Source organism: Mesorhizobium sp. M0047 (assembly GCF_040323315.1).
In the GTDB taxonomy this organism is placed as follows: domain Bacteria; phylum Pseudomonadota; class Alphaproteobacteria; order Rhizobiales; family Rhizobiaceae; genus Mesorhizobium.
The window spans coordinates 1-15730 of the sequence record NZ_JAMYUW010000010.1 but is presented as its reverse complement, the minus strand read 5'-3'; the positions used below and the strand labels follow the sequence as shown (position 1 = coordinate 15730).

At 61.7% G+C, this 15730-nt stretch carries 16 protein-coding genes, 3 tRNA genes and 1 pseudogene; 13 read left to right on the top strand and 7 right to left on the bottom strand.

All coding sequences use genetic code 11. The features are described from left to right. Positions 1-13 precede the first annotated feature (13 nt). Positions 14-1105 (bottom strand): polyamine ABC transporter substrate-binding protein, encoded by a 1092-nt coding sequence (locus NKJ89_RS11660; RefSeq protein ID WP_352602479.1) that lies wholly within the window; start codon positions 1103-1105, stop codon positions 14-16. Between the two features lie 91 nt (positions 1106-1196). Here NKJ89_RS11660 and NKJ89_RS11655 point away from each other — a divergent pair, with 91 nt between their 5' ends. Further along, a complete protein-coding gene (locus NKJ89_RS11655; RefSeq protein WP_023759364.1) occupies positions 1197-1811 on the top strand; it encodes a TetR/AcrR family transcriptional regulator in 615 nt (204 codons plus the stop codon). 205 nt (positions 1812-2016) lie between these two features. On the opposite strand, the gene NKJ89_RS11650 is transcribed toward NKJ89_RS11655, so the two are convergent. After that, positions 2017-3366, bottom strand: coding sequence for a calcium-binding protein (locus NKJ89_RS11650; RefSeq protein WP_352602477.1), 1350 nt, complete (start codon positions 3364-3366; stop codon positions 2017-2019). Between the two features lie 142 nt (positions 3367-3508). On the opposite strand from NKJ89_RS11650, the pseudogene NKJ89_RS35750 reads away from it, so the two are divergent. The 3 genes and pseudogenes from NKJ89_RS35750 to NKJ89_RS11640 form a co-directional block, all read left to right on the top strand. Continuing rightward, a pseudogene (locus NKJ89_RS35750) lies at positions 3509-3826 on the top strand (TetR/AcrR family transcriptional regulator); the annotation flags it as partial. 124 nt (positions 3827-3950) lie between these two features. After that, a complete protein-coding gene (locus tag NKJ89_RS11645) occupies positions 3951-4520 on the top strand; it encodes a DUF2569 family protein (protein WP_352602475.1) in 570 nt (189 codons plus the stop codon). Positions 4521-4674: 154 nt separating this feature from the next. Beyond that, the gene (locus NKJ89_RS11640; RefSeq protein ID WP_023759360.1) at positions 4675-4839 is read left to right on the top strand and encodes a hypothetical protein; all 165 of its coding nucleotides are present in this window, start codon (positions 4675-4677) and stop codon (positions 4837-4839) included. 332 nt (positions 4840-5171) lie between these two features. Here NKJ89_RS11640 and NKJ89_RS11635 read toward each other — a convergent pair whose 3' ends face one another. After that, entirely contained in the window at positions 5172-6281 is a 1110-nt protein-coding gene (locus tag NKJ89_RS11635; protein ID WP_352602473.1) for an FAD-dependent oxidoreductase, read from the bottom strand. A gap of 62 nt (positions 6282-6343) precedes the next feature. On the opposite strand from NKJ89_RS11635, the gene NKJ89_RS11630 reads away from it, so the two are divergent. Next, positions 6344-6796, top strand: coding sequence for a MarR family winged helix-turn-helix transcriptional regulator (locus NKJ89_RS11630; protein ID WP_023759357.1), 453 nt, complete (start codon positions 6344-6346; stop codon positions 6794-6796). Between the two features lie 163 nt (positions 6797-6959). On the opposite strand, the gene NKJ89_RS11625 is transcribed toward NKJ89_RS11630, so the two are convergent. Beyond that, positions 6960-7035 (bottom strand) — tRNA-Thr (locus tag NKJ89_RS11625). Between the two features lie 154 nt (positions 7036-7189). On the opposite strand from NKJ89_RS11625, the gene NKJ89_RS11620 reads away from it, so the two are divergent. Both NKJ89_RS11620 and NKJ89_RS11615 read left to right on the top strand, forming a co-directional pair. Continuing rightward, positions 7190-7357 carry a hypothetical protein gene (locus NKJ89_RS11620; protein ID WP_352602471.1) on the top strand — a complete coding sequence of 56 codons (168 nt, stop codon included), beginning with the start codon at positions 7190-7192 and terminating at the stop codon, positions 7355-7357. A gap of 245 nt (positions 7358-7602) precedes the next feature. After that, a complete protein-coding gene (locus NKJ89_RS11615) occupies positions 7603-7908 on the top strand; it encodes a BA14K family protein (RefSeq protein ID WP_352602469.1) in 306 nt (101 codons plus the stop codon). A 71-nt stretch (positions 7909-7979) separates the two neighbouring features. Here the strand turns inward: NKJ89_RS11615 and bhcR are convergent, their stop codons facing one another. Continuing rightward, complete coding sequence (gene bhcR / locus NKJ89_RS11610; protein ID WP_352602467.1) at positions 7980-8798, bottom strand: HTH-type transcriptional regulator BhcR; 819 nt, start codon at positions 8796-8798, stop codon at positions 7980-7982. 213 nt (positions 8799-9011) lie between these two features. On the opposite strand from bhcR, the gene gcl reads away from it, so the two are divergent. From gcl to NKJ89_RS11595, 3 genes are all read left to right on the top strand, one after another. After that, positions 9012-10793, top strand: coding sequence for a glyoxylate carboligase (gene gcl / locus NKJ89_RS11605; protein ID WP_352602465.1), 1782 nt, complete (start codon positions 9012-9014; stop codon positions 10791-10793). Positions 10794-10810: 17 nt separating this feature from the next. Next, positions 10811-11608 carry a 2-oxo-tetronate isomerase gene (gene otnI, locus NKJ89_RS11600; protein ID WP_352602463.1) on the top strand — a complete coding sequence of 266 codons (798 nt, stop codon included), beginning with the start codon at positions 10811-10813 and terminating at the stop codon, positions 11606-11608. 159 nt (positions 11609-11767) lie between these two features. Beyond that, positions 11768-12685: a 2-hydroxy-3-oxopropionate reductase gene (locus tag NKJ89_RS11595; RefSeq protein WP_352602461.1), complete on the top strand. Its 918-nt coding sequence runs from the start codon at positions 11768-11770 to the stop codon at positions 12683-12685. Between the two features lie 119 nt (positions 12686-12804). On the opposite strand, the gene rlmB is transcribed toward NKJ89_RS11595, so the two are convergent. Continuing rightward, positions 12805-13653 carry a 23S rRNA (guanosine(2251)-2'-O)-methyltransferase RlmB gene (gene rlmB / locus NKJ89_RS11590; protein WP_352602460.1) on the bottom strand — a complete coding sequence of 283 codons (849 nt, stop codon included), beginning with the start codon at positions 13651-13653 and terminating at the stop codon, positions 12805-12807. A gap of 198 nt (positions 13654-13851) precedes the next feature. Here rlmB and NKJ89_RS11585 point away from each other — a divergent pair. Continuing rightward, positions 13852-13936: transfer RNA gene (locus NKJ89_RS11585), tRNA-Tyr, on the top strand. A gap of 88 nt (positions 13937-14024) precedes the next feature. Then, a tRNA-Gly gene (locus NKJ89_RS11580) sits at positions 14025-14098 on the top strand. An 81-nt stretch (positions 14099-14179) separates the two neighbouring features. Here NKJ89_RS11580 and NKJ89_RS11575 read toward each other — a convergent pair. After that, complete coding sequence (locus tag NKJ89_RS11575) at positions 14180-15067, bottom strand: DMT family transporter (RefSeq protein WP_352602458.1); 888 nt, start codon at positions 15065-15067, stop codon at positions 14180-14182. 314 nt (positions 15068-15381) lie between these two features. Between NKJ89_RS11575 and NKJ89_RS11570 the strand changes: the two genes are divergently transcribed. Next, a partial coding sequence (locus tag NKJ89_RS11570; RefSeq protein WP_352602456.1) for a GTP-binding protein occupies positions 15382-15730 on the top strand: 349 nt, incomplete at its 3' end.

Here is a 15730-nt window from a genome sequence, read left to right as displayed (position 1 = left end):
CAGCCGCAATCGCTCATTTTGCCTGCAGTATTTCGGTCCACATATCCTGCATCTTCTTGTCGAGATCGGCGTTCGGCGCCGGATAGGACTGGGCGCGGGCGAGGAAGCCCGGCTGCTCGTCGAAACGCAGGATCTTTTTCTGCTCGTCGGTCAGCGTCGCCTTGGTGTTCGCCGGCATGCCCCAGTAGCAGGACGAGGTGGCAAGCCGCGCCTGGCCTTCCGGGCCCATGATGTACTGGATGAATTTCAGCGCCATGTCCTTGTTTTTGGAGTCCTTGAACATGGCCAGCGACTGCGACCACAGAACCGCACCTTCCTTGGGAATGGAGAAGTCCAGCGCCGGGTTTTCCTTGGCCAGCCCCGCCGTCACCCATTCGCCGCCACCAACAAGTATGTCGACCTCGCCGGTCGCCAGCGCCGTCTGGCTGGCGGTCACTTCGCCGACCAGCTTGGCGTTCGCCTTCATCTTGAGAAGCTCATCCTTGAGGGCGGGCAGGTCGGCTTCGGTCAGCTCGGCCGTCTTCTTGCCGATGGCCAGCGCGGCCATGCCGATGACCGGCAGATAGTAGTCGTAGATGGCGACCTTGCCCTTGTACTTGTCGCCGGTCAGCGCCGCCATCGACTGCATGTCGGCCGGATCGACCTTGGTCTTGTTGTAGCCGATCGTGTTGTAGCCGAACTTTTCGGTGATGCCGTAGCGCTTGCCGCCGACCACGGTGGAACCGTCCATCTTCACCTGCGGGAACAGGTCGGCCAGCGGCAGTCTGTCTTCCGGCAGCGGCTCGAACAGGCCTTTCTCGACGCCGCGCGGCACGTCGATGCTGTCGATCACCATCACGTCCCAGTCGCCGGGCTGCGACTGCTCGACGATGGCGAGCCCAGCGCCGGTGCCCTCGAATTCCTTGACGTTGACCTTGACGTCATTGGCCTCTTCAAAGGGTTGCAGCAACGCCGGATCGGCATGATCGCACCAGATCAGCGCGTTGAGGTCGGCGGCCTGGGCGAGACTGCTGGCCCCGAGCAGCAGTGCCGTGGCGGCGCACGCCGCATGCAGATGGCTCTTCAGAGTGGAAAGCGGATTCCTGGATGCAGGTTTAGCGGACATCGAGTGTTCTCCCTTGCCTTTTTGGCTTCTTGCAAAAAATTGAACCAATTCTAAAATTGAGTCAATTCTGTTTTTATGGCAAGAGGCTAAGATGAGCGGATTGCGGGCAAGGCAAAAGGCGGATCGGCACCGCCGCATCATCGAGGCGGCTGCGGAGCTTTTCCGCGACGCCGGTTATGAGGGTGCCAAGATCGAGGCCATCGCTGCCCAGGCCGAAGTCTCGATCGGCACCATCTACAATTACTATCAGAACAAGGGTGACATCCTCGGCGCCATCGTCTCGCTGGAAGTCAACGAGGTGCTCAATGCCGGGCAGGGCGTCGTCGCCAGGCCGCCGGCCAATGTCGGCGATGCGCTGGACACGCTGGTCGGCATCTATATCGAGCACTCGCTGCACTATCTCAGCAAGGAGATGTGGCGGCAGGCGATGGCGATCTCGACGCAACTGCCCGACAGCCCGTTCGGCCAGGCCTACACCGCGCTTGACCGCGCGCTGACCGAACAGATCCGCGCGCTGATCGCCCGGCTGCAGGCGCTCGGCCTTGTGCGGCAGGACATCGACGGGGCGGCGCTCGGCGAATTGATCTTCAACAACATGAACATGATGTTCATCGAGTTCGTTAAACGCGACAAGGCGAAGATACCGGAGCTACGCGCGGCGATACGCCGGCAGAACCGGATACTGGTGGCGGCGATTGGGGTGTAATTGCCAGGAACAGGCGGCGGCATCGATCGTTGGAAGGCGACGGTGCCCAGCCCTCTTGAGTCGAACCTGAAGTGCAACCCATAGCGGCATCTCTAGGGGAGGGATCTTTGCAGTCGGATCCGCCAATAACCCTTCACAGAATCCGGCGTAGTTCGTCGGACCTCACGCCCGCGCTTCGTAGTGCCATGTGCGATCGCCTCGGCGATCAAATGACGTACACGTCGTGGAAGGTCAGGACCGCCCCGGCCTGTAGGTGGGCGATTTCCACCTGAGCGGCCGATTTCGAGCCATCGGGGTCATAGTACAGAATGCCCGTGGTCTGGTTGTAGAGCAGGTAATCGTTATGGCTGGTGGCGTGTTGGCGCAACTCGAAATAGGACGAGTTCACCTGCGTCGGGCTGGACAAGGAACCGGGGCCGAGGCTGGTGAAGACGGCGTTGTCGAGATAGAGCGCGTCGTCCGCTGCGTGGAAGTCGGGGAGCGTAGCGACATTGTCCGGGCCAAAGGCCGTGTCAAACACGAAGGTGTCCTTGCCGGCGCCACCGTTGAGCACGTCGTTGCCACCCCGGCCCCACAGTATGTCGTTGCCAGCCAAAGCATCATAGGTATCGGCCGCGGCAGTGCCGAAAAAAGTGTCGTCCCCGGTAGTTCCCGTGGTCGGGTCGGTAGGCGGGGTCGGCGGTGACGGTGGCTGGTCAGTCCCGTCATGGGCTGCATGCCAGACCGCCTTGGCGTTGGCCCAGTAATCGCGCGCCGCCTGGCCTTGAAGGACCGTCCAACCGTCGGGCGGCATTGGATAACTGGACGGCAGCGGCGTGTCAGAGAGGTTGAGATAGTAGTTGCCGTGCGACTCGACCGTCTTGTCCCAGGCCCGCTGCAGCCGCTCCATGCCGTTGTGGTTCACGTCGGTGATCGCCACCACACAATCGATAAAGTGCAGGCTGGGCACGATATCGTTAGAGCCTGTCCCCTTGTCGAGTTTAAACGGCGAACCGTGGGTCATCTCGCCTTTGCGAAGGTACTCTCCCATGCCCAGAAGCATGCCATCCATGATGACCGTGTTGTCAGACCCATCCACATCACCGTCGCCAAGGCTCACTCCGGAAAACACGTGGTCGAACAGGGAATCCTTGATCGTGCCGCCGATGACGTCATCGTCCTCGACCGCGTCGTCGCGGGAGTAGCCGACATAGCTATCTTCGATGACGAAGGTGCCCGTGCCGCCGACACGGATGCCATCCCAGGGCTGGGTAACCGTCCAATCGTCGATGACAAAGTTGTGGGCTGAATTTATACGGACTGCGGCGGAGTTGACGTAAATGTCCTCCCAGTCGCCGGTTTGGGAGACCGTGCCGTTGATCGTGCCGCCAAATGCCAGGAGGTTGGCGCCGGGGTTGACGACCGCGAAGGGATAGAGGTTGGTGGGGCTTCCCTGATTGGCGACGATCCACGAGGCGTCGGTGGCATCGATGGTGGTGTCGGCGGGCAGGCCGGATGCCTTATACTGGGTGTAGCCATAGTCGCCGCTTAAGACAATGGTGCTTGCCTGGGCCATGGTTGGCCACCTTTCACCCCGCCCCGCCCATTCCGCCAAGTGCCTGAAGCCGGAAAGGCCTGCGCCTACCAGAGCCCCGTTAGCGGTATCGTGCAAATCACAAAATGTGTCAAAAAATCGGAAGGTGATCGACATCCTATCAAGCACCTCGCTGCACTATCTGGCCCAGGAGATGTGGCGGCAGGCGATGGCGATCTCGACACAACTGCCCGACAGCCCGTTCGGCCAGGCCTGTACCGGGCCCCGATCGCTCGCTCACCGCGCGGATTTGCCCCTGGTCGCCTGGCCGTAGGCGCTTGGCCTTATACGGCAGTGATATCGACGAGGGCAGCGCTCGGCGAACTGATTTCAGCAACATGACACCATGTTCATCGCGAAGCGCGACGAGGCGAGGACCCCGGAGGTACGCGCCGCGATACGCAGGCAGAACCGGCTACTGGTAGCGGCGATCGGGGTGTGAGGAGTCAGGAGCAGACAGGAGAAATCGCCGCTCGGCATAAGACTTGGTTTCAGACGAGGCTCGACTCTTGAGTTGAATTTGAAATCTTGTACAACTTATAGGGGCATAAATAGGGGAGGGGTAAATGGGGGCGTTTTCCATCTGGCATTGGGCGATCATGCTGCTGTTGATCGGCGTGCCTGTTTTCTTTGCTGTTCGATCAGCCACGAAGCCGTCACAGAATCCTGCGGCTCTTGTAGGCATCGGCGGCTGGCTGATGCTGCTGGCGATCGGCCAGGCATTGTCACCGCTGCGCACACTCGCCGACTTCGCCAATTCGGCCGACGGCTACCAGCAACTCATGACTCTCTCGAATGGGCCCCTGGCGGTGTATGGCGAGGTTGCTCTCAATCTGGCATTTCTGGCACTTCAGTTGGTTGTGCTCGTTTCGATGCTGCGGCGAAGCCACCGCTTTCCGCAATTGTTTCTGCTCCAGTGGCTGGCAATTCCGGTCGTATTCATCCTCGACACCATCTGGATCGCGTCAGTTCTGGGCGATCCGGTGAACAAGGTGCTCGCAGGTGATGCGTTGCTGGCAGCCATAGCGTCGTTTGTAGGGACCGGCATCTGGACCGCTTATGTCTATAAGTCAGTGAGGGTGAGGAATACGTTCACGAGGGCGAACGCGTCTGCCCAAATTGCGAGCGCCTCATAAAGATATCGGGGCGGACGGACACCAAGGTCGCGCAGGCGCGTGAGCGTCGCCATGAAGTCGGGGATGTCCGAGTGATAGAAGTCGATCGATCAGCGGGCCGACAGAGATGATGTCGCCTAATAACAGGATACCCGTCCTGTTTTCGCAGAGCTCGATGGAACCGGGCCCGTTCGGCCAAGCCTACGCCGCGCTCGACCGCGCGCTCACCAAGCAGATCCGCGCGCTCATCGCCCGGCTGCAGGCGCTCGGTCTGGTGCGGCATCGACGGGACAGCGCTCGGCGAACTGGTCTTCAACAACATGAACATGATGTTCATTGAGTTTGCGAGGCGCGACGCGGCGAAGATACCGGAACTGCGCGCGGCGATACGGAGGCAGAACCGGATATTGGTGGCGGCGATTGGGGTTTGAAATGGCGGACCTACTAAGCTAGCTGCATCGTTTATGTTGGACCGGCGCTCGCGATCCAGCCGAGATAGAACAAGGCGACGTAGGACAGCGCGACATCCATAAAGTCGACCTCGCGTGCCCGGTGAAGAAGGGCACGAAAGCTCATCAAGCTGCAAAGTTATCGGTGCCTCTTGTGACTGCCAGTAACTAAGTTACCGCCAGTGAACTGGGTGCCACCGGGGTCCAACCACCTTGTCGGCTGTCAATGTTCATTCACCCGTGACAAGTAATGTTGCAGAACCGGACTAGCTCCCTCGGACGAGAAGGCGCCGCTCAGGCCCTGAGCAGCCCCTACCGCCGCGATGGCAGCCCGTCCCGCCATTGCCTCTTCATATCCGTTGACGGCCTGCCAGCCGTGGCCCGAGGTCAATGCCTCGGCGAGATCAACCGCATCGGCGAGCGCGAGATTCACCCCTTCACCCGAGAAGGGAGACATCAGGTGCGCCGCATCGCCCAGGAGAGTCAGCCCCGAACGACTGGTCCAGCGATGCCCGACAGGCAGCGCATAGAGTGGACGGACCGCGATGAAATCCCCGGTCTCGATGATTTCCTTCAACGCGGGAGCCCATTCGGCGAAGGGCTCACGCAACTCTGCGCGCACCCTTTCGGGCGACACCGCCTGCCAGTTCCGCGCGGTCGCCTCGTCCAGGCGCAGGCCGGCATATCCGCGAATATGGCCGAGCCCGTTTCGCTGGGTGATCAGGACGCGATTGTTGCCGACCGCAAACATCTTGCCACTGCCTGTCAGTGCGTCGATGGCGGGATGCCGTTCCACGTCGAAGCCCAGTTCGACCAATGTCACGCCTTCATAGGCTGGCACGGCATGGCTGAGCAGCGGTCGAACGCGCGACCATGCGCCATCTGCGCCGACCACCACATCGAAGCGCTCGCACCACCTATCGCCGATCAGCGCATGGCCATCGTCGGCAGGCGTGATTTCGAGGACGCGATGTCCCCAGCGCACCGTGCCGGGCGTGAGCGCATCCAGAAGGATCTGACGCAGGATCGTCCGATCGATTTCGGGCCGATCGTCAGCGGGCCCGTTGCGGTCGAACAGCAGGGTGCCGTCAACGTCGTAAAGCCGGTCCCCCTGATCCTCGGGGCGGGCCGCAGTGGTGAACTCGGCTTCTAGGCCCGCCAGCCGCATCGCGCGTTGGCCAGTTTCGTCATGCAGGTCGAGCGATCCGCCTTGCGGCCGCTCCCCGGCATGCGCATCCCGCTCGAACACGACGGGGGAGAGACCGCCCAATTGCAGCAGTCTCGCCAGCAACAGCCCGCCGGGGCCGCCGCCGATGATCGCGATCCGATCCATTGCCATATCATCAACCTCCATGTACATAGGAGCCTATGTAAATGAACATAGGAGCCTATGCAATGCCCAATACCGATGATGATTGGGAGCCGCTTCGCCATCCTGGCCATTACTTCAGCCGTATCGCACGCGAACTGAGCCGTATCGGCGACGCGCGGCTGCGCGACCTCGGCTTCGCCACGGCGCAGTTGCCCGTACTGGTGGCACTCAAGGATGGAGAACGACTGTCACAGACGGAACTCGCGCGTTGGGCGAAGGTGGAGCAGCCGACCATGGCTCAGATGCTCGCCCGGATGGAGCGCGATGGCATCGTCAAGCGTGAGCCCGATCCGCGCGACGGGCGCTCGAGCCTGATATCGCTGACGGACGAAGCGCTTGCGCGATTGCCGGCTGGCCGCGCGATACTGCGGCAGGGCAATGCCGATATCATGAAAGGTCTGTCGCCGGAGGAGGTCGACACACTCGTGTCGCTGCTCCAGCGCGTCCTCGCGAATATCGAAGCGCTTGAGCAGTGAGCAAAGCATACCGATCGAATTGCGGTTAGCGGTAAACCGACCGAACTGTTCCCGAACGTCGTCGAGGCTCGTGTGGGATGCCGTGTACGCCGAAAATGACAACGATTTCAGGGATAGGCAGAAGAAGGAGCGTAGAGGCTTCGGCGAAAGGGAATAACAGGGATGGTGCCCCCGGACGGAATCGAACCGCCGACCTTCGGTTTACAAAACCGCTGCTCTACCAGCTGAGCTACAAGGGCACGGCGCTCCGGTTAGCATATTTGTTGCGCCAGTAAAGACAAAACTCCGTTTTATCAGGCATGTCGTATGGGCTGTCGGGGAGGGCATCCTGAAAACCGCCGGATTGTTTCCTACATATGGAAACGTTGCAATCGCTTCGAGCAGGGGTGTGGCATGATCAGATTTGTCATCATTCTCCCGATCATCTTCGTAGCCTGGATGCTGCTGGTGAAGATCATCAACGATGTGAAGAAGGCCAATGTCGACTGGGCCGGCGTGACCACCATCATCGGCTTCATCGCGCTCGCCTTCTGGCTTCGCCACGTCACGGGCATGGGGTGAGAGAGTAGCCACGAAGTAGGCACCGCCGGCGAAGCTACCGATCTCCCTAGCAAAGAGGACATTGGCCATCGTCAACGTCCTCGCCGATCTCTGCGGGCCGAACTGGCCGCCAGCACGACCTCGGCCCAAGCGAACCAAGCCGTTCCAGAAAAATCGAAAAAAGATTCGAACCTTTTTCCTTGCCGCGACGACAGATGATCAAGAGGCGGATGGATCGCCTCGGTCAACGAAGCAAGGAGATCATCATGTTCACGCGCACACTCGTTTCCGGCGTCATCGCCACCGCCGTCGCCGCCAGCTCTCTGCTCGGCACCGTACAGCCCTCGGCGGCCCACAACCATCACAACCGCGACATCGGTATCGGCATCGCCGCAGGCGTTGGCGGTTTTGTACTGGGCAGCCTGCTCTCCCAGCAGCCCCGGACCGTCTATGTCGACGAAGACGGCGGCTCATGGCATGTCCGCCGCTGCTACGATCGTTACGCAAGCTACGACGTCGACTCCGACACCTATATCGGCCACGACGGCTATCGTCACTACTGCCGGCTCTGAGAGGAGGTGGCGTTCCAATCAGCTGAAAAGAGGGGCGCCCCACCGCCTCTCTTTTCGCTGTTCGTATGATCTCAGGCCGAGCTGACGCCGCCGATCATCCTGGTCACCTCGGCCGCGGCATCGCGCACCAGCGGGCCGATTTCGGCCAGCCGCTCCGGCGTCACCCGCACGGTCGGCCCGGAGACCGAAACGCCGCCGATCGGCTCGCCGAATTCGTTGAAGATGGCGGCCGCCACGCAGCGCATGCCGGGGTGCCGCTCCTCGTCGTCGACCGACCAGCCGCGCAGCTTGATTCGTGCCAGATCGTGGGCGAGGGCGGAGATGTCGGACAGCGTCTTGTCGGTGAAGCGCTGCAGCCCTGCCTTGCGCAGGATAGTTCCGACGCGCTCCGGCTCGAGATGCGCCAGCACCGCCTTGCCGATGCCCGACGCATGGAAAGGGCTGCGTGTGCCCGGCCGGAAGAAGGCGCGGATCGCCTGATGGGTCTCGACCTGGCTGACGAAGATCACGCAATCATCCTCGGCGACGCCGAGATTGGCGGTCTCGCCGGTTCTCTCCATCAGCTCCTGCATGACGACACGGGCGCGGTCGACCAGCTTGCGGCGGCGCAGGAAGGCCGCGCCCATTCGATAGGTCTCGACGCCGATCGACCACAACTGATCGCTGGTATCGAATTCGACCATGCCGTGGTTTTGCAGCGTCGTCAGCATGCGGTAGGCGGTCGACGCGGCCAAGCCGCTCTGCGCCGATATCTCGCTCAACGACAGGCCGCTGCCCTCCGCGACGATGGCCAGGATACGCAACGCCCGATCGAGCGACTGCACCGAAGCCTCCGATGGGCCGTTGAAAGCGCGCGGGCGGCCGCGCTGGCGTTTTTCTGTTGTTTCCATGTCGCCATTCTCGCCGATTTCGCCAAACAGGCAATGAAAAACTTTTTCACTCGGTCGGATGGATGCGTTTCTGGAAAACAGAAAATCCAATAAAATCAAGATATAGTCGCAGTTTTCTAGAAATGAAAAAATATTCTGAAAAAATTGAAAAATGGCTGACTTGCTGGCATCCTTGGCCAATCCAACAATGACAAACCCTGTGGAGGGCTGGAAATGGCCAGGATGCGCGCTGTCGATGCCGCGGTTCTCGTTCTCGAAAAGGAAGGTATTTCCTGCGCTTTCGGCGTGCCGGGCGCGGCGATCAATCCGTTCTATTCGGCGATGAAGGCGAGGGGCACCATCCGCCATGTGCTTGCCCGTCACGTCGAGGCCGCCTCGCACATGGCGGAGGGCTATACCCGCGCCAAGGCTGGCAATATCGGCCTGTGCATTGGCACCTCGGGTCCGGCCGGCACCGACATGATTACCGGGCTCTATTCGGCCGCCGCGGATTCCATTCCGATCCTGTGCATCACCGGTCAGGCGCCACGCGCGCGCCTGAACAAGGAGGATTTCCAGGCCGTCGACATATCAGCCATCGCCGCACCGGTCGCGAAATGGGCGGTCACCGTCATGGAGCCCTATCTGGTGCCTATGGTGCTGCAGAAGGCGTTTCATCTGATGCGTTCCTCGCGGCCCGGCCCAGTGCTGATCGACCTGCCGGTCGATGTGCAGCTTGCCGAGATCGAGTTCGATATCGATGCCTATGAGCCGTTGACGCCGTTCAAACCGGCCATGACGCGGGCGCAGGCCGAAAAGGCGCTGACGATGCTCAACGCGGCCGAGAAGCCGCTGATCGTCGCCGGCGGTGGGATCATCAACGCCGATGCGTCGGATCTGCTCATCGAATTCGCCGAAATCTCGGGCGTTCCGGTCATCCCGACGCTGATGGGCTGGGGCGCGATCCCGGACGACCACCGGCTGATGGCCGGCATGTGCGGCCTGCAGACCTCGCACCGTTATGGCAATGCGACGATGCTGGAGGCCGACTTCGTCTTCGGCATCGGCAACCGCTGGGCCAATCGGCACACCGGCTCGGTCGATGTCTACACCAAGGGCAAAAAATTCATCCATATCGACATCGAGCCCACCCAGATCGGCCGTGTCTTCGCGCCGGACCTCGGCGTCGTGTCGGATGCGGGTGCGGCTCTGAAGATGCTGCTCGACGTTGCCACCGAGTGGAAGACGGCAGGAAAATTGCGCGACTGGTCCGGCTGGGCGAAGGAGTGCCAGGCTCGCAAGAAGACGTTGAAGCGCAAGACGCATTTCGACCAGGTGCCGCTGAAGCCGCAGCGCGTCTACGAGGAGATGAACAAGGCGTTTGGCCGCGACGTCACCTATGTCACCACTATCGGCCTGTCGCAGATCGCCGGCGCGCAATTCCTGCATGTCTACAAGCCGCGCAACTGGATCAATTGCGGCCAGGCCGGCCCGCTCGGCTGGACCTTGCCGGCAGCCCTTGGCGTTCGCGCCGCCGATCCCGACCGCACCATCGTCGCGCTGTCGGGCGACTATGATTTCCAGTTCATGATCGAGGAACTGGCGGTCGGCGCGCAGCACAGATTGCCCTATCTCCATGTCGTCGTGAACAACGCCTATCTTGGCTTGATCCGCCAGGCGCAGCGCGGTTTTTCGATGGATTTCGAGGTCAGTCTCGCCTTCGAGAACATCAACCGATCAGGTGATCCGGAAGCCGGCTATGGCGTCGACCACGTTGCGGTTGCAGAGGCGATGGGCTGCAAGGCGGTCAGGGTGCGCAAGCCCGAGGAATTCGCCGCCGCCTTCAAGGAGGCGCAGCGGCTGATGAAAGAACACCAGGTTCCGGTCGTGCTCGAATTCATCCTCGAACGCGTCACGAACGTCTCCATGGGCACCGAGATCGACAAGATCACCGAATTCGAGGACCTTGCCGAGCATCAGGAAGATGCGCCGACGGCGATCGTGATGTTGGATTGAAAAGAAGGACAAGAAGAATGCCACGATTTTCAGCCAATCTGTCGATGCTCTTTGGCGAGCATGACTTCCTCGACCGTTTCGACGCGGCCGCCCGCGCCGGCTTCAAGGGCGTCGAATATATCGGCCCGTATGACCATGCGCCCGAAATCGTCGCTGCCCGGCTGAAGAAGAACGGCCTGACCCAGGTGCTGTTCAACCTGCCGGCGGGCGACTGGGGCAAGGGCGAGCGCGGCATTGCCGCATTGCCGGACCGCGTGCCGGAATTCCGCCAGGGCATCGCCAAGGCGGTCGCCTATGCGCAAGCGCTTGGCTGCCAGCAGGTCAACTGCCTGGCAGGCATCGCGCCGGCGGGCGCCGACCGCAAGGTGCTGGAGGATGTCTTTGCCGAAAATCTCGCCTTCGCGGCGGAGAAGCTGGAACAGGCCGGCATCAGGCTGCTGATCGAGCCGATCAACACGCGCGACATTCCGGGTTTCTTCCTCACACACTCCGAACAGGCGCTGGCGCTGATCGATCGTATCGGGTCGAAGAACCTGTTCCTGCAATACGACATCTATCACATGCAGATCATGGAGGGGGATCTCGCCCGTACAATCGAGGCTAATCTCAGCCGCATCGCGCATATCCAGCTTGCGGACAATCCCGGCCGTCACGAGCCGGGGACGGGCGAGATCAACTATCCCTTCCTCTATGAGCACATCGACCGCATCGGCTATTCCGGCTGGATCGGGGCGGAATACAAGCCGAAGGCCGGCACGGAAGCTGGCTTGGGCTGGTTCAAGGAATTGGCCGGGCAGGGCAGTGCGGCGGCGTAAGCACTAGAGGCCCCCTCATCCGGCCGCTGCGCGGCCACCTTCTCCCCGGTGGGGAGAAGAGACAGGCACCGCCGTTGGCGACCTCTTCTCCCCTCGGGGAGAAGGTGGCCCGAAGGGCCGGATGAGGGGGCGTTTCACACAGTCATTTGGAGAACCACAATGGAAGTCATCGGTTTCATCGGCCTCGGCATCATGGGCGCGCCGATGGCTGGGCATCTGCTGGACGCCGGCTACGAGGTGATCGCCAGCGACCATCGCTCCAAGCCGCCTGCAGATCTCGTCGCCAAGGGCCTGAAGTCGGTCTCTGGTCATACCGCCGTGGCCAAGGATGCCGACATTATCATCCTGATGGTGCCGGACACCCCGCAGGTGGCCGACGTGCTGTTCGGCGACAATGGCGTCGCGTCCGGCCTGACGGAGGGCAAGCTGGTGATCGACATGAGCTCGATCTCGCCGATCGAGACCAAGGTTTTTGCCAGGAAGATCAACGAGCTGGGTTGCGACTATCTCGACGCGCCGGTCTCGGGCGGCGAGGTCGGGGCCAAGGCTGCGTCGCTGACCATCATGGTTGGTGGCGAGGAAAAGCCGTTCGAGCGCGCCAAACCAATCTTCGAGAAGATGGGCAAGAACATCACTTTGGTCGGCCCCAACGGCGTTGGTCAGACCACCAAGGTCGCCAACCAGATCGTCGTCGCGCTGACCATTGAAGCCGTCGCCGAAGCGCTTGTTTTTGCTTCAAAAGCCGGCGCCGATCCGGCCAAGGTCAGGCAGGCGCTGATGGGCGGGCTGGCGGCTTCGCGCATTCTGGAAGTGCATGGCGAGCGCATGGTCAAGCGCACCTTCGCGCCAGGCTTCCGCATCGAACTGCACCAGAAGGATTTGAACCTGGCGCTGGAGGGTGCCAAGGCGCTCGGCGTGTCGCTGCCCAACACCTCGACCACGCAGCAGCTGTTCAACTCCTGCGCGGCCAATGGCGGCGCCAGGGAAGATCATTCGGCCCTGGTCAGGGCGCTGGAGCGGATGGCGAATTTCGAGGTCGGCAGCGGAGCAGCCGAAACCAAGGGCAAAGCGGCATAGGTCAGGCGAGGGGCGGCGTAACGTTCCCAAGCCGCCAACTCTTTCCCGTCGAAGAGCGGGTTCCGGCGTCTGTCGCGAAAACCCGTTTCTTCGTTTCGAGATGTTTCTGCTGTTCTGGCTCAGCCGCGCTTCAAGAATGTCCGCGCCACGTAAAGGCTGATCGCCGCGGCATTCGATACGTTGAGCGAATGGATGGCGCCGGGCATGTCGAGCCGCGCCAGCGTCGTCACCGTCTCGCGCGTCTTCTGGCGCAGGCCCTTGCCCTCCGCACCCAGCACCAGCGCTATCTTGTCACCGGCAAAGCTGGTTTCGAGTTCCGCCGGGCCGTCCGAGTCAAGGCCGATGGTCTGAAAGCCGGCCTCGTGCAGTTGGCCGATCGCGTCGGCGAGGTTCTTCACCTCGATCTGGTCGATATGCTCCAGCGCGCCGGAGGCGGATTTTGCCAGCACGCCGGATTCCTGCGGGCTGTGGCGAGCCGTGGTGATCAGCGCGCCGGCGCCGAAGGCAACTGCCGAGCGCATGATGGCGCCGACATTGTGCGGATCGGTGATCTGGTCGAGCACCAGCACCAGCTTGGCATCGCCAAGTGCATCAAGCCGCTTCGGTTTCAGCGGCTCGGCCTCGATCACCACGCCCTGGTGCACGGCGTCCGAGCCGGTGACCTTGTCGATGTCCCTGGGTTCGACCAGTTCCGTCTTGAAGGGCAGGGCGGCGAGATCGGCGATTTCGAGGCGCTCGGCCGCATTGCGCGTCACCAGCATCTTCCTGATCTTGCGGCGCGGGTTGTCGAGCGCCGCCCGCACCGTGTGCAGGCCATAGAGCCGCACCAGGCCGTCCGCGGCATTTTCGCCCGGCGGAACCGGCTGCCGCGGCCTGAACGTCGGTGCGCCGCCGCTTTTCTCGTCGCGATAGGCGCGGCGCAGCTTGGCGTAGTGGGTGTCTTTCGGGGTGTTGGTTTTATCGCTCATGGCTGGCTTCTATAGCCGTGTCCTCCGGCCAAGGATATGGCCCGTCGCCGCAGCCGGCGAACAGAAACGAAAAACCCTGGTTGCGCGGTTGACACCCAATGGGCTTGCCGCCATAAGGCGCTGCGCTGGTTTCGGAGAAGACAGATCTCGGGTCCGGATTGGCGCGAATGCCTCGTTGCATGGCTCCGGCGGCAGATTGGAGAGGTGCCCGAGTGGTTAAAGGGGACGGACTGTAAATCCGTTGGCTTAGCCTACGTTGGTTCGAATCCAACCCTCTCCACCACTGCCGGCCCGGAAGCCCTGAAACGCAGAAGAATCGGACCGAAAAGTGCATGGCGCTTTTCGGGTGAATCCGGTACTTCAGGAAAGGCGCGGGTATAGCTCAGTGGTAGAGCAGCAGCCTTCCAAGCTGAATATGCGGGTTCGATTCCCGCTACCCGCTCCAGATTTTCATTCCTACGATCGGTAGATCGGTAGACCGGAACGCCGCGCAAGGCGCGGGTGCTGTTTGGCTCGACGAGCGTGGCTACGCGACGACAGTCAGCCGGCGCTTGCGCTGATCCAGCGACACGATGGTCAGCCCGCTGCCGACAACCAGCAGGATGCCGCAGACCGCCAGCGCGTTGGGGAATTGCCCGAACACCAGCAGGCCTGAAATTACCGCCCAGACGGTGAAGCAATAGTAGAACGGCGCCACGGCACTGGTCGGTCCGACGCGGTAGGCCATGAAGATGAAGAAGTGGCCGAAGATCAGGAAAAATCCGGCACCGGCCATCAGCAGCAGGTGGTGCATCCCGGGCATCACCCAGCGCTCGGAAACCAGATGCGCGGCACCGGCGCCGATCAGCACCACCACGACGGCGGAAATCGCCACGATCATCCCCGGCACCTCGGCCGAAACCCGCCGGCCGGCAAGGTCACGCGCCGCCGCAAGGGCTGCGTTGCCGAGCGCCAGCAGGGCGTAGACGGAAATGCCTTGCATGGTCGGCTGCGCCACCATCAGCGCGCCGATGAAGCCGAGCCCGATCAGCGCCATGCGCTGCCCGCCGATCCGTTCGCCAAACAGGATCGAGGAGCCGACCAGCATCAAGAGCGGCGTGATCTGTCCGAGCGCGGTGGAATCGGCGATCTGCATGTTGGCGAGCGCGACGACATAGCAGAGGATCGCCGCCATCTCGAGCAGGTTTCTGCGCAGCACACGGCCGTCGAAGATCAACGGAATCTGCTTGCCGTAGCCCAGTGCGAACAACAGCGGAAAGCCCCAGAGTGTCGCCGCGGTACCGCGCAGAAACAGCACTTCGTAGGACGGCAGGCCTGACGTGGCGAGTTTCATCATCGTGTCGTTGACGAGATACGATCCCGTCGAAACGATCATGAACAACGGGCCACGGATTGAGGGTGGGATGAAATGCATCCGGTCAGGAGATCAGACCTCGATGACTTCAGCAATGGTCCATGGCCCGGCCGTGGATCAGACAGGGGATTACGCAAGCACGGCAGCGCTAACGCGGCTTCAGTCGATCGGCTTGTCACCCGTTTCATTTGGTATTGAGCTTTCCTATATCCGGGCCACATCCAGCAATCGGATCGATGGTTCGGACTGAGCGGGACGGCACCCGGCCAAAAGACGCTTGTGTTTTCTGGCCTTTGTCGCTAATCGCCCCGCATTCGACTGAACTGAAGGTCTTCGACCGAACTGAAGATCCGGGCCGTCCAAGGAAAGAGACTATGGCAAAAGGTAAATTCGAGCGTAACAAGCCTCACGTGAACATCGGCACGATTGGCCACGTCGACCATGGCAAGACGTCGCTGACGGCGGCGATCACCAAGTATTTTGGCGAGTACAAGCGCTACGACCAGATCGACGCTGCCCCTGAAGAAAAGGCGCGCGGCATCACGATCTCGACGGCGCACGTCGAATACGAGACGGCCAACCGCCACTACGCTCACGTCGACTGCCCCGGCCACGCCGACTATGTGAAGAACATGATTACCGGTGCGGCGCAGATGGACGGCGCGATCCTGGTCGTGTCGGCCGCCGACGGCCCGATGCCGCAGACCCGCGAGCACATCCTGC